Annotated in this window: 15 protein-coding genes and 1 tRNA gene; 8 read left to right on the top strand and 8 right to left on the bottom strand. The window is 70.3% G+C overall.

The features are described 5' to 3' along the window. Positions 1 to 74: 74 nt before the first annotated feature. From AB3X52_RS12180 to hpaH, 8 genes are all read right to left on the bottom strand, one after another. On the bottom strand, positions 75 to 974 hold the full coding sequence (locus AB3X52_RS12180; protein WP_367994351.1) for a HEAT repeat domain-containing protein: 900 nt from the start codon (positions 972 to 974) through the stop codon (positions 75 to 77). Between the two features lie 44 nt (positions 975 to 1,018). Further along, positions 1,019 to 1,092 (bottom strand) — tRNA-Arg (locus AB3X52_RS12175). A gap of 126 nt (positions 1,093 to 1,218) precedes the next feature. After that, positions 1,219 to 2,292, bottom strand: a complete 1,074-nt coding sequence (hpaD, locus tag AB3X52_RS12170) for a 3,4-dihydroxyphenylacetate 2,3-dioxygenase (protein ID WP_367994350.1) — start codon at positions 2,290 to 2,292, stop codon at positions 1,219 to 1,221. 52 nt (positions 2,293 to 2,344) lie between these two features. Further along, positions 2,345 to 3,838, bottom strand: coding sequence for a 5-carboxymethyl-2-hydroxymuconate semialdehyde dehydrogenase (gene hpaE / locus AB3X52_RS12165; protein ID WP_367994349.1), 1,494 nt, complete (start codon positions 3,836 to 3,838; stop codon positions 2,345 to 2,347). A 26-nt stretch (positions 3,839 to 3,864) separates the two neighbouring features. Further along, positions 3,865 to 4,545 carry a GntR family transcriptional regulator gene (locus tag AB3X52_RS12160; protein WP_367994348.1) on the bottom strand — a complete coding sequence of 227 codons (681 nt, stop codon included), beginning with the start codon at positions 4,543 to 4,545 and terminating at the stop codon, positions 3,865 to 3,867. Further along, positions 4,542 to 5,990: a fumarylacetoacetate hydrolase family protein gene (locus AB3X52_RS12155; RefSeq protein WP_367994347.1), complete on the bottom strand. Its 1,449-nt coding sequence runs from the start codon at positions 5,988 to 5,990 to the stop codon at positions 4,542 to 4,544. The genes AB3X52_RS12160 and AB3X52_RS12155 overlap by 4 nt, the downstream gene beginning before the upstream one ends. After that, the gene (locus tag AB3X52_RS12150) at positions 5,987 to 6,772 is read right to left on the bottom strand and encodes an HpcH/HpaI aldolase family protein (RefSeq protein WP_367994346.1); all 786 of its coding nucleotides are present in this window, start codon (positions 6,770 to 6,772) and stop codon (positions 5,987 to 5,989) included. Before AB3X52_RS12150 ends, AB3X52_RS12155 begins: the two co-directional genes overlap by 4 nt. Beyond that, positions 6,757 to 7,542, bottom strand: a complete 786-nt coding sequence (gene hpaH, locus AB3X52_RS12145; protein ID WP_367994345.1) for a 2-oxo-hept-4-ene-1,7-dioate hydratase — start codon at positions 7,540 to 7,542, stop codon at positions 6,757 to 6,759. The genes AB3X52_RS12150 and hpaH overlap by 16 nt, the downstream gene beginning before the upstream one ends. Positions 7,543 to 7,913: 371 nt before the next feature. On the opposite strand from hpaH, the gene AB3X52_RS12140 reads away from it, so the two are divergent. The 8 genes from AB3X52_RS12140 (at position 7,914) to AB3X52_RS12105 (ending at position 18,148) form a co-directional block, all read left to right on the top strand. Beyond that, entirely contained in the window at positions 7,914 to 8,753 is an 840-nt protein-coding gene (locus AB3X52_RS12140; protein WP_367994344.1) for a mycofactocin-coupled SDR family oxidoreductase, read from the top strand. 10 nt (positions 8,754 to 8,763) lie between these two features. Next, complete coding sequence (locus AB3X52_RS12135; RefSeq protein ID WP_367994343.1) at positions 8,764 to 9,876, top strand: NDMA-dependent alcohol dehydrogenase; 1,113 nt, start codon at positions 8,764 to 8,766, stop codon at positions 9,874 to 9,876. Positions 9,877 to 9,894: 18 nt separating this feature from the next. After that, entirely contained in the window at positions 9,895 to 12,678 is a 2,784-nt protein-coding gene (locus AB3X52_RS12130; protein WP_367994342.1) for an ABC transporter permease subunit, read from the top strand. Further along, positions 12,675 to 13,358, top strand: coding sequence for an ABC transporter ATP-binding protein (locus tag AB3X52_RS12125; protein WP_367994341.1), 684 nt, complete (start codon positions 12,675 to 12,677; stop codon positions 13,356 to 13,358). The genes AB3X52_RS12130 and AB3X52_RS12125 overlap by 4 nt, the downstream gene beginning before the upstream one ends. A gap of 101 nt (positions 13,359 to 13,459) precedes the next feature. Continuing rightward, positions 13,460 to 14,680, top strand: a complete 1,221-nt coding sequence (locus AB3X52_RS12120; RefSeq protein WP_367994340.1) for an ABC transporter substrate-binding protein — start codon at positions 13,460 to 13,462, stop codon at positions 14,678 to 14,680. Then, a complete protein-coding gene (locus AB3X52_RS12115; RefSeq protein ID WP_367994339.1) occupies positions 14,680 to 15,594 on the top strand; it encodes a TIGR03560 family F420-dependent LLM class oxidoreductase in 915 nt (304 codons plus the stop codon). The genes AB3X52_RS12120 and AB3X52_RS12115 overlap by 1 nt, the downstream gene beginning before the upstream one ends. Before the next feature lie 108 nt (positions 15,595 to 15,702). Beyond that, a complete protein-coding gene (locus AB3X52_RS12110; RefSeq protein ID WP_367994338.1) occupies positions 15,703 to 16,959 on the top strand; it encodes a CaiB/BaiF CoA transferase family protein in 1,257 nt (418 codons plus the stop codon). Then, positions 16,952 to 18,148 carry a thiolase C-terminal domain-containing protein gene (locus AB3X52_RS12105; RefSeq protein WP_367994337.1) on the top strand — a complete coding sequence of 399 codons (1,197 nt, stop codon included), beginning with the start codon at positions 16,952 to 16,954 and terminating at the stop codon, positions 18,146 to 18,148. Before AB3X52_RS12110 ends, AB3X52_RS12105 begins: the two co-directional genes overlap by 8 nt.

Below are 18,148 nucleotides of genomic sequence, written 5' to 3'. Positions count from 1 at the left end.
CACTCTGTCCCGCCCCGCCGCGCGTCCGCTCGGGCGGCCGTCCCCGGGGGGGGGTCGCCGGTCGGAGGGCCGCGTCAGTCAGACGACGTCTCGGGTGCTGGTGGTCCGCCCAGCGCGGCGATCGCCTCGTCCAGCACCTCGGGGCAGGGATCCTCGTCCTGCCAGCCGGCGGCGCGCAGTTCGAGCAGCCAGGGCAGGAACCGTCGGTCGCCGAGCGCGCCGACCGCCTCGACGATGAGGTTGCCGACGTCCGGGGTAGGGACGAAGAGCCAGCGGGCCAGGTAGTCGACGCAGGACGGGTCGTGTCGCAGGGCCAATCCCAGCGCCGCCTCGGCACTGGTGTTGCTGTCATCGTCGTCGGTGTCGTCGAGACGGGCGCGCAGCGCCGAGCGGATCGCGTCGCTGTCCTGCTCAGATTGTGTGCCCAGGCCCATCGTGGCCCAGTCGCGCACGTGTGGGTCCTCGTCGGTGCTGAGCCGGATCAGGAGTGCGATCGTCGCCGCGTCCGGTTCGTCGCCTCCGAACATGAGTGGTAGGAAACCCGCGACGGCCTTGCGCACGGATGGGTCCGGGTCGTCGGCGTACGACGCCAGCTCGGGCGCCCAGGCGGGATCCTCCGCGAGGCCGAGCGCATGGATGAGCGCGAAGCGGACGTCATCGTCCTCCTCGATCCGGGCCGCCCCGGCAAGAGCGGGAGCGACCCGGTCGCCGTACGGCCGGCCACGCTGGAAGCCATGTTGGCCGAGGACGGTGGCTGCGACCCACCGGTCTCCGGGGCTCGCCGAGGTCAGCTTCGGGAGGGCCCAGTCGACCACCTCCGGCTCTCCGCGATCGTTGAGGATGTGCGACAGATCGAAGGCGCGGTCATAGTCGAAGTCGAAGTCTTCGTCGAGGTCCTCGTCGAAGTCGTCGAACGCGCGCGCCATCTGCAACAACTCGGCCCAGATGTCGCTCGACGGGCGAAAGGTGGTCACGGCGCACCGTAGCCTCGCGATGCGCCCGACGGCGACCGGATTTGCGCCCCCGGCAGGATTCGAACCTGCGACCTCGGGATTAGAAGGCCCTTGCTCTATCCAGCTGAGCTACGGAGGCATGGCCCGATCTCGGGCCGCACGCAAGTATGCCGCAGCCACACCGGGCACATCGCAACGATGTCCGGTCTGCCCCGGTGACAGCGAGTGCGGAGCGGCGGGCCCTCTCAGCCGCCCCGCACCTGTGTCACAGCTGCTCGCCGAGCTTGAAGCCGCGCTCCGTGTCACCCTCACGTGTGTAGGAGAAGCCGTCGGCACCGATGGTGACCGCCATCTCGCTCGTCTCGGTGCGGCCGACCAGCGTCTGCGGCTTGCCGTCGAGGTCGAGGACGGGGGAGGCGTCGGTGTACCAGCTGGGCACGACAGGGTTGCCCCACCAGTCCCGGCGCTGGTTGTCGTGCACGTCCCAGGTCACCAGCGGGTTGTCCGGGTCACCCGTCCAGTAGTCCTGGGTGTAGATCTCGATCCGGTGACCGTCAGGGTCGCGCAGGTAGAGGTAGAAGGCGTTCGACACGCCGTGACGGCCGGGGCCACGCTCGATCATGTCGCTGATCCGGAGCGCGCCGAGCTTGTCGCAGATGGCCAGGATGTTGTGCTTCTCGTGGGTGGCGAAGGCGATGTGGTGCATGCGCGGACCATCGCCACCGGTCAGTGCGGTGTCATGGACGGTCGGCTTGCGCCGCATCCATGCGGCGTAGATGGTGCCCTCCTCGTCCTCGATGTCCTCGGTCACGCGGAAGCCGAGGTCCTCCAGGTGCCGCGTGCCCCGCGGGACGTCGGGCGTGACGAGGTTGAAGTGGTCGATCCGGACGAGGGCGCCCGGGTTGTGGAGCTCGTAGTGCCAGGCGAGCCGTTCCACGTGGTCGACGTCGTAGAAGTACTCGACCGGGAACCCGAGCGGGTCCTCGACGCGTACGGCGTCGCGCACGCCCTTCCCGAAGCCTTCGGCCCGCCGCTCCACGCGACAGCCGAGCTCGGTGTAGAACGCGACCGCGTGGTCGAGCTCTTCGGGGGAGCGCACGCGGTAGGCGAACACGGCGGCCGCGGGGACGGGCCCCTGGCGCAACACGAGGTTGTGGTGGATGAACTCCTCGAAGGTGCGCAGGTAGATCGCCTCGTCGTCCTCCTCGGTCACCACCAGCCCGAGGACGTCGACGTAGAAGCGGCGCGACGCGGCGAGGTCGCTGACGACCAGCTCGACGTACGCACTGCGGACGATGTCGGGCGGCGCGGTCGTCGGGGTGGGGATGAAGTCCGTCATGGTCTCTCCTTCGAGTCGTGTGGTGCTCTGAGGCGTCGCGTCGGCGTCAGCGTCAGCGCACGCCGAAGCGGGGCGTGTGAGCCTCGCCGAGGGTGGTGTGAACGGCCTGCTGGTCGGTGTAGAAGTCGATCGAGCGGTAGCCGCCCTCATGGCCGAGGCCGGAGGCCTTGACTCCGCCGAACGGCGTGCGCAGGTCCCGCACGTTGTTGGAGTTCAGCCAGACCATGCCGGCGTCGATGCTCTGGGCGAAGGTGTGCGCCCGGCGCAGGTCGTTGGTCCAGACGTACGCCGCGAGTCCGTACTTCACGCCGTTGGCCAGGGCGAGCGCCTCCTCCTCGGTGTCGAAGGGGCTGATCGCGACGACGGGGCCGAAGATCTCCTCCTGGAAGATGCGGGCATCCGGCTTGACGTCGACGAAGACCGTCGGCGCGACGTAGTTGCCGGTCTCGAGGCCCTCGGGGCGACCGCCGCCGGCCACCAGGCGCCCCTCGCCCTTGCCGATCTCGACATAGCTCATGACCTTCGCGAAATGCTCCGGGTGGACGAGCGCCCCGACCTCGGTCGCCGGATCGTGCGGGTCACCGACGACGATGGCGCGAGCACGGGCGGCGTACCGCTCGACGAACTCGTCGTAGACCGCCTGCTCGACCAGGATGCGGCTGCCGGCGGTGCACCGTTCGCCGTTGAGCGAGAACACGCCGAACACCGTGGCGTCGATGGCCTCGTCGAGGTCCGCATCCGCGAACACGACCGCCGGTGACTTGCCGCCCAGCTCCATGGAGAGGCCTTTGAGGTGCGGCGCCGCGTTGGCGAAGATGAGCTGCCCGGTGCTGCTCTCGCCGGTGAACGAGATCAGCGGTACGCCGGGATGCTTCACCAACGCGTCACCGGCCTCCTCGCCGAGCCCGTTGACGAGGTTGAAGACGCCGTCCGGCACGCCCGCCTCGCGGAAGATGTCGGGCCACAGGCTGGCCGAGAGCGGCGTGAACTCCGCGGGCTTGAGCACGACGGTGCAGCCGGAGGCGAGTGCCGGGGCGAGCTTCCAGGACTCGAGCATGAACGGGGTGTTCCACGGCGTGATCAGGCCGGCCACACCCTTGGGCTTGCGATTGACGTAGTTCAGCTGCCGACCCGGCACCTTGTAGGCGTCGTCGCGCTGGGCGACGATCAGGTCGGCGAAGAACCGGAAGTTCTCCGCCGCACGCTGCGCCTGACCGAGCGCCTGGGTGATCGGCAGGCCGGTGTCGAAGGTCTCGAGCTCGGCCAAGCGCCGGTCCCGTGACTCCACGATGTCGGCGATCGCGTGGAGGATCCTGGCCCGTTGGCGGGGGAGCAGCTGGGGCCAGGGGCCGGCGTGGAACGCCTCGGCGGCGGCGGTCACGGCCCTGTCCACGTCGTCGTTCTTGCCGGCCGCGGCGGTGGTGTAGGCCTGGTTGGTCACGGGGTCGAGGACCTCGAAGGTCGTGCCGTCCAGGCTGTCGACGAACTCGCCGCCGATGAAGTGCTGGAGGTGGTCGGGCAGGTCGGTGGGGACGTGCTGGGGCATCGGTGCTCCTTCGGGCCGGGGCAGGACTAGGCGGGGCGGTCGGAGTCAGCGCTCGTACGGCGCCGCTCGTGCTGGTAGGCCATGACCGCGTCGAGGGTGTTGGTGCGGTGGTTCCGGGCGGCGAGCTCGATCTCCAGCGGTGCAGCGCCCGTCTCGATCAGCTGCAAGAGCCCCTCGTGCTCCTTGACCGACTCGTGGGCACGGCCGGGGACGAAGCCGAAGACCGAGTGCCGCAGCAGGGTGAGTCGCCGCCAGCCGCGGTGCACCAGATCCAGGACGTGGGGGTTGGGGCAGTCCTCGAACAGCACGGCGTGGAACGCCTGGTTGAGCTCGGTGAACCGGTGCGGGTCGAAGTGGGAGAGGGACTCGGTGAGCTCCTCGTTGATCGCCCGCGCCCGCGCGATGCGGTCGACGTCGATCGTCGGCGCGGACAGTGCCGTTGCCGCGCCCTCGACGAGGGCGAGCGTCTGCATCGTGTAGAGGTACTCCTGCTCGTGCATGAAGGCGACCTGGGCGCCGACGTTGCGCGCGAACGTCACCAGCTGCTCGGCCTCCAGGAGACGGATCGCCTCGCGGACCGGGACGGCGCTCATGCCGAGCTCCTTGGCGATGGCGTCGAGCACGAGCCGGTAGCCGGGGGAGTAGCGGCCGTCCTCGATCCGCTCGCGGATGTAGCGGTAGGCCCGCTGCGCCTTGCTCTCGCTCACGGCTGCTCCTCCTTCCATTCGGCGTACCGCTGCCGCCACTCGGCGTTCGGCGGGAAGAGCCCGTCGACGCGGTGGCCCTCCGCCACGCGGTCGGCGATCCAGGCGTCCTGGCGCTCCTGCTCGACCGCCGCGGCGGCGACCTCGACGGCCAGGTGCTGCGGGATCACCACGACGCCGTCGTCGTCACCGACGATGACGTCGCCCGGCTGCACGGCCGCGCCGCCGCACGTGACGACACCGTCGACCTCCCACGGCACGTGCCGGCGTCCGAGGACGGACGGGTGCGCCCCGCCGGCGAACGCCGGCAGGCCGATGGCGACGAGGGCGGCGTGGTCACGGACGGCGCCGTCGGTCACGATGCCGGCGGCGCCGAGCGTCTTGGCACGGAGGGCGAGGATGTCCCCGACGGTGCCGGCACTGGTGTCGCCGCGAGCCTCGAGGACCAGGACGTCGCCGGCTCCGAGCGTGTCGAACGCGCGCTTCTGCGCGTTGTAGCCCCCGCCGTGCTGCTCGAAGAGGTCCGGCCGGTGGGCGATGAAGCGCAGCGTCCGGGCGGTCCCGACCATGCGGGTCCCTGGCGCGACCGGGTGGACACCGTCGATCGAGGCATGCGGGTGGCCGCGCTTGCGCAGCTCCGCGCTGAGCGTGGCGACGGCCGCTCGCGAGAGCTGGTCGCGCAGTTCGTCGGTCAGGACGAACGGCGCCGGCAACCCGGCGCGCTCCGCGTCGCCCCACGCCTCCAGACGCTGCGTGTCGTCGACGGCGGGTGGTGCGGAGTACGAGGGGAGTGGCGTCGTCCCCTCGACGATCCGCGTGGTCAGGCGGCCGGTGCTCGGCGCGTCGGGTGCCGAGGGGGCGTCGACCTCGACCTCGACCACGTCGCCCGGGTGGACGACCGAGGAGCCGGCCGGTGTCCCGGTGAGGATCACGTCACCGGGCTCGAGGGTGATGAGCTGCGAGAGATCGGCGACCAGGAGTCCGAAGGGGAACAGCAGGTCGGCCGTGGTGTCGTCCTGACGGAGCTCGCCGTTGACCCACGTGCGGATCCGCAGTGCCCCTGGATCGAGGCCGGTGGCCGAGATGACCTCGGGACCGAGGGGCGTGAACCCGTCGCCGCCCTTGGAGCGCAGGTTCGCGCCCTTGTCGGCGCTGCGCAGGTCATAGACGCCGAAGTCGTTGGCTGCTGTGATCCCCGAGACCGCGGCCCAGCCGTCGTCGGGCGTCACGCGGCGTACACGCCGGCCGATGATCAGGGCGATCTCGCCCTCGAAGGCGAGCAGCTCGGTGCCGGCCGGGCGCTCGAGGGCATCACCGCTGCCCGCGACCGAGGTGGCGGGCTTCAGGAAGTACGACGGCGCCGCCGGCCGGCGGCCGCGCTGGGCGGCACGCGAGGGGTAGTTGAGGTGGAGGGCGATGATCTTGCCCGGCCGTCCGATGGCCTTCATGCGGTCTCCTCGGGGATGAAGGTGGCGGCGAGCTGCTCGGTGCCGCGCGCCAACAGCTGGACGTCGGCGCCGACAAGCACGAAGTCCGCGCCGGCGTCCAGGTAGCGCTCGGCCAGCGTCGGGTCGAAGGCGTTGACGCCGACCTTGCGGCCCGCGCGACGGGCTGCGGAGAGGCAGTGCAGGACGGCGTCGACGACGTCCGGATGGTCCTGCTGGCCGAGGACGCCCAGCGACGCGGCCAGGTCGGACGGGCCGATGAAGAGGCCGTCGACGCCCGCGACGGCGGCGATCGCGTCCACGTTCGCGACGGCTTCGGCACTCTCGATCTGGACGAGAACGGACAGCGTCTCGGCGGCACGCGCGAGATAGCCCTCGATCCGGTTCCACCGGGAAGCGCGGGCCAGCGCGCTGCCCACACCCCGGACACCCGCCGGTGGGTAGGTGACCGCGCGGACGACGTCGCGTGCCTGTGCGGCGGTGTCGACCATCGGCACGAGGAGGTTCTGGGCGCCCAGGTCGAGGAACTGCTTGATCGTGACCGGGTCGGCCGCGGGCGGTCGGACCAGTGGCGTGATCGGGTATCCGCGCACGGCCTGGAGCTGCGCGAGCAGCGACTCGAGTCCGTTGGGGCTGTGCTCGGCGTCGATGAGCACCCAGTCGAGTCCGCTGCCGGCGCAGATCTCGGCGACCAGCGGGCTCCCGCTGCACACCCACATCCCGACCAGGGGCCGGGTCGCGGTCGCGAGCACGTCGCGGAAGGTGGGGTCTACGCGAAGCGACACGTGATCGCCCCCAGACTGCCGTAGTCGGCGTGCACCGTGTCGCCCCGATGCACCCACATCGGGCGGGTGAAGGAGCCGGCCAGGACCAGCTCGCCCTCCGCCAGGATGGTGTCGTGCTGCGCGAGCTTGTTCGCCAGCCACGCGACGCCGCTGGCCGGGTGGTTGAGTACGCCGGCCGCCAGGCCGGTCTCCTCGATCGTCTCGTTGCGGTAGAGCAGCGCGCCAACCCACCGCAGGTCGACCTCGTCGACGCGCACCGGGCGACCGCCGAGGACCATCGCCCCCATGGCGGCGTTGTCACTGATCGTGTCGACGATCGTGCGGCCCTCCAGCTCGATATGAGAGTCGAGGATCTCCAGGGCCGGGACGACGTACTTCGTCACCGAGAGGACGTCGAAGATCGTGCAGTCGGGACCGCGCAGCGGCCGGTCGAGGACGAAGGCGAGCTCGACCTCGATACGCACGTTCGCGTAGGCGTCGAACGGGACGACGCTGCCGTTGTCGAGGACCATGTCGTCGAAGATCACGCCGTAGTCCGGCTCGGTGATCCCCGTGGCCGCCTGCATCGCCTTCGAGGTGAGGCCGATCTTGTGCCCGACGACGCGGCGTCCCTCCTCGACCCGGCGCCGGGCCCAGTGCGTCTGCACCGCATAGGCGTCCTCGACGCTCATGTCGGGATGGCGCGCCGTGAGCAGCGGAACCACCGCTCGATCTCGCCGTGCGACGAGGAGCTGGTCGGCGATCTGCTCCACCTGTCCGGGGTCAAGCACCGCGCGATCACTCCTTGGTCGGTGACGTCGATGAGGCTGGTTGCGTCGGGTCCTCGCTGCTGCGTCCGGCGTTGTAGACGAGAACATATATGATCTTGTTCACATTTGGCGAGGGGTTGATGAGGGTCGGTCTGCGCATCTTCCGACCCGCCCCGCTCAGCTCGGCTGGCTCGCTCGGGGCCCTTGACGGCGTCGTATCGCCGTCTCGTGGAGGGCCGCCTACGGCGGGTTTTTCGCGTAAGCCCAGCTAACGAAGCTCGACAGTAATCGCTGGTTTACATGGGGTATGACCTGCATCACAGTGGCCGCAGGTGAGGGGCCGGACCCGAGAGCGGTCGCCCCCGCAACGACGACCGAACAGGGGACCTGTGATGGGGCAGTTCGACGGCAAGGTTGCACTGATCACTGGCGGGGCGCGCGGACAGGGCCGTTCCCACGCCGTGCGGATGGCGGAGGAGGGTGCTGACGTCATCCTCGTCGACGGCCCGCAGACACCGGACTGGATGGGCTACCCGCTCGCCTCGCCCGACGAGCTCGAGGAGACGGCTCGGCTGGTCGAGAAGCTGGACCGCCGCGCCGTGGTCTTCGAGGCCGACGTGCGGGACTTCGAGGCACTCGCCGACGCGGTCTCCTCCGGCGTCGCCGAGCTCGGCGGTCTCGACTTCGTCTGCGCGAACGCGGGGGCGATGCCGGTCGGAGACATGACCTGGGACATCTCGGTCGAGCAGTGGCGCGAGGTCATCGACATCAACCTCAACGGCGTCTTCCACACGGTGAAGGCGGCCGTCCCGATCATGCTGGAGCGCGAGTCCCGCGGCTCCATCGTCCTGACGGCCTCGGGCGCGGCGCTCAACTCGGGGACGCACTTCGCCGACTACTCCGCCGCCAAGGCCGCGGTGGTCAGCCTCACCCGCTCGCTCGCCTACGAGCTGGCGCCGCACTGGGTCCGGGTGAACAACATCTGCCCCACCTCGGTGGACACCACCATGATCCAGAACCAGACGCTTTACGACATCTTCCGACCCGACCTGGACAACCCGGGTCGCGACGACGTCGTCGAGGAGTTCCGGTCCAAGAACCTGCTGCCGATCCCGTGGGTCGAGCCGGTCGACATCAGCAACGCGGTCGTATGGCTGTGCTCGGAGCAGGCCCGGTACGTCACCGGGGTCACCCTGCCCATCGACGCCGGCAACGCGATCAAGAAGTTCTGAGGCGGACCGGATGAAGACCAGAGCAGCGGTCCTGTGGGAGTCCGGTCAGGACTGGCAGATCGAGACCATCGACCTGGACCCGCCGAAGGCGAACGAGGTGCTCGTGCGGATCGTCGGAGCCGGGCTGTGCCACTCCGAGGAGCACCACGCGAGCGGCGACGTCCCGTTCGTGGCTCCGATGATCGGAGGGCACGAGGGGGCGGGCATCGTCGAGGCGGTCGGGCCGGCCGTGACGAGCGTCGAGATCGGCGACCACGTCGTCCTCTCCTCGATCCCCAGCTGTGGACGGTGTCCCTCGTGCTCCGCCGGTCAGCACAACCTGTGCGACCTCGGTGAGTTCATCGCGGAAGGCCGCCAGCTCCTCGACCACACCGCGCGCCATCACGTCCGCGGTGTCGACGCCAACATCGCCTGCTTCCTTGGCACCTTCGCTGAGCACACCGTGGTGAGCGAGCTGTCGGTGATCAAGGTCCCCGAGCACCTGCCGTTGGAGAAGCTCTGCCTGGTCGGCTGTGGCGTCCCGACCGGCTGGGGAAGTGCGATGTACGCCGGCGGCGTCCGCTCCGGGGACGACATCGCCGTGGTGGGCGTCGGCGGGCTCGGCTCGTCGGCGGTCCAGGCGGCTCGCGCCGCCGGAGCCCGCTTCATCATCGGCATCGACCCGGTCGCCTGGAAGCGCGAGAAGGCGCTCGAGTTCGGCGCCACCCATGTCGCCGTCGACATGGTGGAGGCCAAGGCACTGATCGACGAGATCACCTGGGGCCGGATGTGTCAGCAGGTCGTCCTCACCATGGGCGTCGGGCGTGGGGATCTCATGGGCCAGGCGCTCGACCTGGCCGGCAAGCGCGGCACCGTGGTCGTCACGAACATCCATCGGAGCACCGAGCAGCAGATCACGGTGAGCATGCTCGACCTGGCTCGCTTCGAGAAGCGGATCGTCGGCTGCATCTTCGGCTCGGTGAACTCGCGCAAGGACATCCCCCTCCTCCTGCGCGAATACGAACGTGGCGCGCTCGACCTCGACGCGATGGTGACCCGCGAATACGACCTCGAGGACATCAACAAGGGCTACCAGGACCTGCGCGACGGCGTGAACATCCGCGGCGTGATCCGGTTCCCGTGACTCGAGCGAGGTAGTGAGATGAGTACTTTCCTGCTCTTCGTGATCCTCGGCGCCGGCAGCGGGGCTCTCTACGGGCTCGGCTCGCTGGGCATCGTCCTCGTCTTCCGAGGATCGGGTGTCATCAACTTCGCCTCGGGCGCGATCGGCATGGTCGGCACGTTCCTGTTCTGGGAGCTGGCCGACCAGGCCGGGGTGCCACGTGGCCTCGCCCTGGTGGCCGGCGTCGCCGCGTCGGCGGCGTTGGGCTTCCTCACCCATCTGCTCCTGCTGCCGCTGCGCAACGCCAGCCAGCTCACCCGGGTCGTCCTCACCCTGTCGCTCCTCGTGGGGCTCAGCGGCATCGTCGGACTGCGCTATCCGGCAGGCAACAGCTATACCGTCGGCTCGCTCTTCCCCACGAGCTCGGTCTCCATCCTCGGGGCGCGCGTCGGCGCCAACCTGCTGCTCACCATCGTGGCGGCCGTGGCGCTCACCGCCGTGCTCGGCTGGTTCTACCGTCGCACCCGGTTCGGGCTCGCGACGTCGGCCGTGGCCGAGAACCCGGCGGCGGTGGCCACGCTCGGCTGGTCGCCGCTGAAGCTGGCCGGTGCCAACTGGGCGCTCGGCGGGGCGCTCGCCGGGCTCACCGGCATCCTGCTGGCCCCGATCGGCGGGCTCACCGTCGGCCTCGCCACCAGCCTGCTGCTGCCCGCCCTGGCCGCCGCGGTGCTGGGCAACTTCCAATCGTTCCCGCTCGCGCTCGCCGGCGGCATCGCCATCGGCGTCGTCCAGGGCCTGCTGCAGGGCTACATGGAGAGCACGAGCGTGGCGGCCTCCGTGCCCTTCTTCGCGATCCTGCTCGTGGTGATCCTGCGCGGGCGGAGTCTGCCGCTGCGCAGCTATGTGGGGGAGCGCCTGCCCCGCGTCACCTCCGGCCGGATCTCGCCGGTGAAGCTGCTGATCACGCTCGCCGTCGTCGTTCCGCTCATCCTCTGGGTGCTGCCGATGTCATGGATCGGCGCCGTGACCTACACCGCGATCGGCGCGGTCCTGCTGCTGAGCATCGTCGTGGTCACCGGATTCGCCGGCCAGATCTCGCTGGCCCAATGGACGATCGCCGGCACCGGGGGACTCGTCTGCGCGACGTTGCTCGAGCACGGCATGCCCTTCGTCCCCGCGATGGTGGTCGGCACGCTCACCGGCCTGCCCGTGGGGCTCGTCGTCGGCGCCGCGGCGCTGCGTGCCCGCGGGCTCAGCCTCGCGATCGCCACCCTCGCCCTGAGCGTGTGCCTCATCAACCTGGTGCTCTCGAACAACGCGGTCAACGGCGGCTCCGGTGGCCTCCCGGTCGGCTACTTCGCGCCGTTCGGCTTCGACCTCGACGCGACCATGTTCCCGATCCGCTACGCGCTCTTCGTGGTCGGCGTCCTCGTCGTGGTCGGCCTCGCGGTGAGCAACCTGCGCCGCGGCCGCGCCGGACGCCGGATGCTGGCCGTCCGTGCCAACGAGCGCGCCGCCGCCGCACTAGGGGTCGGCGTGGCCGGCACCAAGCTCGCCGCGTTCTGCATCGGGGCGATGATCGCCTCGCTCGGCGGGGTGCTGACGATCCTGAAGTTCCCGACCGCCCTCTTCCAACAGTTCGACTCCCTCACCTCCATCACCCTGGTCTCGAGCGGCGTCTTCGGCGGTATCGGCTACTCCAGCGGTGCCGCGGTCGGCGCGGCGGGGACCTCCGGTGGCGTCGGCGCCCAGCTGCTCGACCTGATCAGCAGCAACAACGTGCAGTACCTCACGGCTCTGATGGGTGTGCTCACCATCGTCGTCATCATGACCTCGCCCGACGGCGTCGTCCCCGCGCAGTTGAGGCAGAACGCCGCGATCGGTCGGAAGGTCCTGGGTCGCCGGTATCGTCCGGCGCGCCCGAAGCCGGTCGCGCTCGCCGAGGGGATCCCCACCCACCGCGGCCGCCGCGACGTCGTCCTCAGCGTCGAGGGTCTCTCGGTGACCTTCGGCGGGGTGAAGGCGCTGACCGACGTGTCGTTCGCCCTGCGCGGTGGTGAGGTGCTCGGGGTGATCGGCCCCAACGGTGCCGGGAAGACCACCGCGATCGACACGATCACCGGCTTCACCGTCCCTGCCGCTGGGAGCATCCGGCTCAACGGTGACTCGGTCACGGCCTGGTCGGCCCGCCGCCGGTCACGCCTGGGGATCGGCCGCGCGTTCCAGAGCCTCGAGCTCTTCGAGGACATGACGGTCCAGGAGAACCTCCTGGTCGCCTGCGACGACGGTGCACCGTCGGCATGGCTGCGGGACATGGTCTGGCCGGGCAGGCCCGTCCTCTCCGCCGTCGCCACGGACGCGATCCGACAGTTCGGCCTCGAGAACGTGTTGACGGAGCGCCCCGACGAGCTGCCGTACGGCAAGCGACGGCTGCTGGCGATCGTGCGGGCGATCGCCGCCGACCCCGACGTCCTCCTGCTCGACGAGCCGGCCGCCGGTCTCGACGAGCGCGAGCGGACGGAGCTCGAAGGCGTGATCCGCAGCCTCGCGGACGATTGGGGCATGGCCGTGCTGCTCGTCGAGCACGACGTCCGGCTCGTGACAGCCGTCTCGGACCACATGATCGCCCTCGACTTCGGTCGGGTGGTCGCCTCGGGGACCCCCGACGAGGTCCGCAACGACCCGACCGTACGGCGCGCCTACCTCGGGGTGGACGAGGCCGAGACGGCCGAGCCCGACGGTGTCTCCTCGCCCGAGGAGGCGGTCGCGCTCACTCTCGGCATCGAGCCGACCCCCGCTCTGGTGAAGGAGGGCGAGGCATGACCAAGACAGCCGCCATCGCCGCGCGGGGACTCTCCGCCGGCTACCACGGCGCGGCCGCCGTGCGCGACATCGAGCTCGAGGTGCACGCCGGTGAGGTCGTCCTGCTCGCCGGCGCCAACGGAGCCGGCAAGACCACGACCCTGATGACCCTCGCCGGCGCCCTGCGCCCGCTGACCGGTCACACCGAGCTGCGTGGCCGACGCTGCGCCGAGCCGGTGCACCGTCGTGTGCGTGCCGGCGTCGGTGTCGTCACCGAGAAGCGCGTCGTCTTCAACCAGCTCACGGTCGCGGAGAACCTCACCCTGGGGCGCGGCGACACGGCCACAGCGTTGGCCCACTTCCCGGAGCTGGAGAAGCGGCTCGGGGTCAAGGCCGGCCTGCTCTCGGGCGGTGAGCAGCAGATGCTCTCGCTGGCGCGGGTGCTCGCGGCCGGCCCCTCGGTCATCCTGGCCGACGAGCTCTCGCTCGGGCTGGCGCCGATCGTCGTGAACCGCCTGCTCGCCGCACTACGGGCCGCGGCGGACGCGGGCGCCGCCGTACTCCTGGTCGAGCAGCACGTCCGACTCGCCCTCGACACCGCTGATCGCGCCTGCTTCCTGCAGCGCGGCCAGCTGGCATTGGCCGGAACGACCGACGCCATCAAGCAGGACCCGTCGCGCATGGAGGCGATCTATCTGTGAACGCGCCCGCGACAGCATCCCGCCGGCACCAGTCCGGAGACGGGAACCAGCAGGGAGCCACGGCTCCCACAGCTCATCGGAGGAACACGATGAAACGAGCCATGACGGTCGCCTCCGTGGCGCTTCTCGGTCTGGCCCTGGCGGCCTGCCGGGGCACGGACGCCACCGGCGCTTCCGGCGGAAGCGACAACGGGACGCTGAAGATCATGCAGCTCACGATCCCGAAGACCAACGGTCTGGACTACCAGGCCGGCGTCAAGGCGGCGGTCGACGCGATCAACGCCAAGGGCGGCGTCGACGGTCACAAGATCGACTACCAGTTCTGTGCCGACGGGCCGGCGCCGGTCGGTGACCCGAACAGCACGGCGAACTGTGCCGCCAAGGCGGTCCAGGAAGGGGCGACGGCGCTGGTCGGCAGCCTCATGGTGTTCTCCGACTCGGCCTACCCGACCCTGGCACGCGCCGACATCGCGAACATCTCGGCCCTGGGCTACTCGACCCCGGACAACAACAACAAGCTCAGCTACGTCATGGGCAGCGGCTACACGAACGTCGCGGGCGAGGGCATGGTGTCCGCCCAGCTCGGGTGCAAGAAGGCCGGCATCATCACCCAGGACGGCCTCCCGACCGACCCCGAGATCGTCGGGAGCTTCGCGGCGGGCGTGAAGCTCGGCGGCGGCAAGGTCGCCAACCCGGTGCTCGTCCCGGAGGGGACCCTCGACTTCAACAGCGCGGTCGCCAAGCTGAAGGCGGAGGGCGTGGACTGCATCACCAACGGGTTCCCGGCGACCGCCCAGCTGCAGCCGATCCTGCAGGCCGCGCACGCCGCCGGCGGGCTCAAGGTGGTCGGCCCGCTCGACCTGTTGTCGGACCAGACCATGAAGACGCTGGGCCCGCTCGCCGAGGGGTACGTCGCGGTGGACAGCGCCTTCGCCAACGCACCGGCGGACCAGAACGACACCGAGGTCATGACCGCCGACCAGAAGCAGATGATGACCGACCTGGAGAAGTACGCGCCCGAGGTCGTCAAGACCGGCCGGCAGGCGTGGATCGGGTACGGCGCCGTGAAGGTCTACGAGGCGGCGGCCAAGAAGGTCCTCGACGCTGGCGACAAGGTCACCTCCAAGACCATCAAGGCGGCGCTGGACACGCTCCAGATGCCGGACTCGATCTGGCCGGCGCTCGACTTCAGCCAGCCGGGGCCGGGCAAGGCGTCGCGGGTCTTCAACACGAAGGTCAACTTCTTCGTGGTGAAGAACGGCAAGATCACCGCCGTCGACCGCAAGGCGCACGACGTCGGCCAGGCGATCAAGGACTTCTGATGCGACTTCGCGTCCTGCTCGAGCCGCGTCACGGTGGCTCCTATGACGAGATGCTCGGCCTGGCCCGGGCGACGGAGGAGGCGGGTCTCGACGCCTTCTTCCGCTCCGACCACTACCTCGGGGTGGACGAGGCAGACCGCAGCTACGAGCCGACCGACTCCTGGGCCACCCTGGCCGGCCTCGCCCGGGATACGTCCCGCATCCGCCTCGGCACCCTGGTGACGGCGGGCACCTTCCGGCTCCCCGGCGTCCTCGCGGTGACCGTCGCCACGGTCGACGCCATGAGCGGCGGTCGCGTCGAGCTCGGGCTCGGGACCGGGTGGTACGACCGGGAGCACGCCGCGTTCGGCGTGCCGTTCCCGCCGCTGAAGGAGCGGTTCGACCGGCTCGAGGAGCAGCTGGCCATCGTGTCGGGCCTGTGGGGCATGGCGCCGGGAGAGACCTTCGACTTCGAGGGCGAGCACTTCCGCATCGACGGGGCGGCGAACCCGCCCCGGCCTGCCCAGGCCGGTGGCCCTCCGATCGTCATCGGAGGCGGCGGGCCCAAGCGGACGCCGGCGATCGCGGCGCGCTTCGCGACGGAGTACAACGGTGCCTTCCCGGAAGGGATCGCCGACCGCTTCACCCGCTTCCGTGAGGCTTGCCGACGGATCGGGCGCGATCCCGACGAGGCCCACCTGTCCGCCGTCCTCCCCGTGGCCTGCGGGACGACACCGGCCCAGGCGCAGCGCCGCTTCGAGCAGATCGGGACCGAGCCCTTGCGTGAGGAGGCGGTGGTCGGTGACGTCGACGCGGTCGCCGAACGGGTCCGGGAGCTCGCCAAGGTCGGTGCCGACACCGTCTATTTCCACCTCTACGACGTCGACGACCTCGACCACGTCCACCTGCTCGGCCAGGTCGCCGAGTCGGTCTGAGCCGGCCGGCCCTCCTCGGCCTCGACGCGCGTCGGCCACGCACGGGAACCGCGCACGGAGTCGCCGGCTCCGCGCACACCTCACTCTCGACATGAACCGGAGAGACGCATGACAGCCACAGTCACGACCAGCACGAAGCAGCACCACGCGGACGGAGCCATCGAGGGCCCCGGCGCGCTCGAGGGCGTCCGCGTCCTCGACCTGACCCACCAGGTCGCCGGGCCCAGCGCGACCCTCGCCCTGGCGTTCATGGGCGCCGACGTCGTCAAGGTGGTTCCGCCCGGAGACCGGTCGAGCTTCACCAACCTGCCGTTCTATCTCAACAGCGTGAGCAAGCGCTCCATCGCGCTGGACCTGAAGTCGGACGAGGGCCGCGAGACGCTCCTGCGCCTCGCGGCAGAGGCCGACGTCATGATCGAGAACTTCGGGCCGGGCGTGATCGAGCGGCTCGGCCTGACGTACGACGTCGTCCGGGAGGTCAACCCGGCGATCATCTACGCCCAGATCAAGGGGTTCGCACCCGGGAGCGCTCAGGAGAGGTTCCCCTGCTTCGACCCGATCGTCCAGGCGTACGCCGGCGCGTCCAGCGTGACGGGCGAGCCCGACGGCCTGCCGCAGAAGCCGGGCCCGGACGTGGGTGACACGGGGACCGGCATGGTGATGGCGATCGGCCTCCTCGCGGCGCTGTTCCAGCGCCAGCAGACGGGCAAGGGGCAGCACCTCCAGCTCGCGATGAGCGACCAGGTCGCGACGTTCATGCGGCTGCACTTCGCCTGGCCGATGAGCAAGGGCATTGACACGCCGCGCTTCGGCAACGTCGCTCCCTTCCTCGAGCCGGTCGCTCCCTCGGGCCTGTTCCACTGTGATCCGTTCGGGCCCAACGACTACGTCCACATCCACGTCGGGAACGACAAGCAGTGGCGCGGCCTGCTCACCGCGATGGAGCGCGAGGACCTGCTCGACGACCCGCGCTTCGTGAGCCAGACGACGCGCGGAGAGCACAAGGCGGAGGTCGACGACATCGTCGCTGCCTGGGCCGGCAAGCGCTCCAAGATCGACGCCATGATGGTGCTGGGGGCCGCCGGCGTACCGGCAGGCGCCGTACGCACCACGACGGAGGTCCTCGAGGACGAGGATCTGCGCGAGCGCGGCATCTTCGTGCCGGTGCCCCACCCCGAGCTCGGCGAGGCGGTCATCCCGGCCTGGCCGATCAAGATGTCGGGCACGCCGATCCGCGTCGAGGCGCCGCGAGAGCCGGGCAGCGACCTGGACGAGGTGCTGGCCGAGTGGCTCGGCACTGACCGTGCGGCAGCCGGCCCCGTCGGCGCCGAGCCCAACGCCCGCGAGGGGGCGCTCCATGGCTGAGACGCATCCTCTGCGCGGGCAGGTCTCGATCGCCGGCTTCGGGGAGACCGCGTTCGGCAAGAACCTGCCCGGCACCGCGTGGGAGCTCGCCGTCGAGGCCAGCCTCAAGGCGATGGAGGCCGCCGGCGTCGAGCCGGAGGAGGTCGACGGCATCGCGCGCTTCTGCTCCCCGCTCGAGACGGTCACGACGGCCGCGATGGTGCGCGGGCTCGGTCTGCGCGAGCTGAGCTTCTTCACCGAGTGCCCCCTCGGCGGAGAGGCACTCGGGGCCGTGCTCGGGCAGGCGGCCAGCGCGATCCTCGCGGGGCAGGCGAGCACGGTCCTCGTCTATCGGGCGCTGAGCCAGAGCAAGGGCGGCCGCTTCGGCCGCGCAGACCGAGGCCTGTCGACGACCGACGACGTCATCGTGCCGACCGAGGACAACACCGCCTTCGCCTGGCCCTACGGCCTGGTCTCACCGGCGAACCTCTTCGCCATGATGGCGACGCGCTACATGCACGAGCACCACGTGACGCCCGACCAGATGGCGCAGTCGCTCGGGTCGGTCGCCCTCGCCCAGCGGGCCTATGCGAACAACAACCCGCGGGCGATGATGCGCGACCGGCCGCTCACGATGGACACCTATCTCGACGCGCGCATGATCAGCTGGCCGCTGCGGCTCTTCGATCTCTGCCTCGAGAACGACGGGGCCGTCGCGTTCATCCTGACCTCCTCCGAGCGGGCCAAGCGGCTGAGGACCGACGGCGAGCCGGTGCAGATCCTCGCCGCGACGCAGAGCCTGGCGCCCTACCACGAGCCGTTCGGGATCTACACCCCCGACATGACCCGGCTCTACCCGGACAGCGCCACCGAGCGTCTCTACCGCAACGCCGGAGTGACACCGGAGCGGATCAAGGTGGCCGAGATGTACGACGCCAGCTCGTTCATGACCGTGGGGAGCCTGGAGAGCTTCGGGTTGGTGCCGCGCGGCGAGGGCTGGCGCCACGTCGCCGAGAAGGGCATCGGGCTGGACAGCCCGCTGCCGACGAACACCCACGGCGGACACCTGTCCGAGGCCTACATCCACGGCCTCAACGCCGTGACCGAGGCGATGCGCCAGCTGCGCGGTGTCGCCTGCAACCAGGTCGCGGGTGCCGATGTCGCCATCGTCGGCGGTGCCTCCGGCACCGCCGTGATCCTGGGAGTATGA

Origin of the sequence: Nocardioides eburneus, from assembly GCF_040838215.1 — a bacterium.
Lineage (GTDB): Bacteria > Actinomycetota > Actinomycetes > Propionibacteriales > Nocardioidaceae > Nocardioides > Nocardioides eburneus.
The sequence above is the reverse complement of the archived record's forward strand: the minus strand, read 5'-3'. Positions and strand labels throughout refer to the sequence as shown.

Excerpts from the sequence above, each read along its gene's own strand:
- hpaD (WP_367994350.1), bottom strand. The coding sequence starts at position 2,292 with ATGACGGACTTCATCCCCACCCCGACGACCGCGCCGCCCGACATCGTC.
- hpaE (WP_367994349.1), bottom strand. The coding sequence starts at position 3,838 with ATGCCCCAGCACGTCCCCACCGACCTGCCCGACCACCTCCAGCACTTC.
- AB3X52_RS12155 (WP_367994347.1), bottom strand. The coding sequence starts at position 5,990 with ATGAAGGCCATCGGACGGCCGGGCAAGATCATCGCCCTCCACCTCAAC.
- AB3X52_RS12140 (WP_367994344.1), top strand. The coding sequence starts at position 7,914 with ATGGGGCAGTTCGACGGCAAGGTTGCACTGATCACTGGCGGGGCGCGC.
- AB3X52_RS12135 (WP_367994343.1), top strand. The coding sequence starts at position 8,764 with ATGAAGACCAGAGCAGCGGTCCTGTGGGAGTCCGGTCAGGACTGGCAG.
- AB3X52_RS12130 (WP_367994342.1), top strand. The coding sequence starts at position 9,895 with ATGAGTACTTTCCTGCTCTTCGTGATCCTCGGCGCCGGCAGCGGGGCT.
- AB3X52_RS12125 (WP_367994341.1), top strand. The coding sequence starts at position 12,675 with ATGACCAAGACAGCCGCCATCGCCGCGCGGGGACTCTCCGCCGGCTAC.
- AB3X52_RS12120 (WP_367994340.1), top strand. The coding sequence starts at position 13,460 with ATGACGGTCGCCTCCGTGGCGCTTCTCGGTCTGGCCCTGGCGGCCTGC.
- AB3X52_RS12115 (WP_367994339.1), top strand. The coding sequence starts at position 14,680 with ATGCGACTTCGCGTCCTGCTCGAGCCGCGTCACGGTGGCTCCTATGAC.
- AB3X52_RS12110 (WP_367994338.1), top strand. The coding sequence starts at position 15,703 with ATGACAGCCACAGTCACGACCAGCACGAAGCAGCACCACGCGGACGGA.
- AB3X52_RS12105 (WP_367994337.1), top strand. The coding sequence starts at position 16,952 with ATGGCTGAGACGCATCCTCTGCGCGGGCAGGTCTCGATCGCCGGCTTC.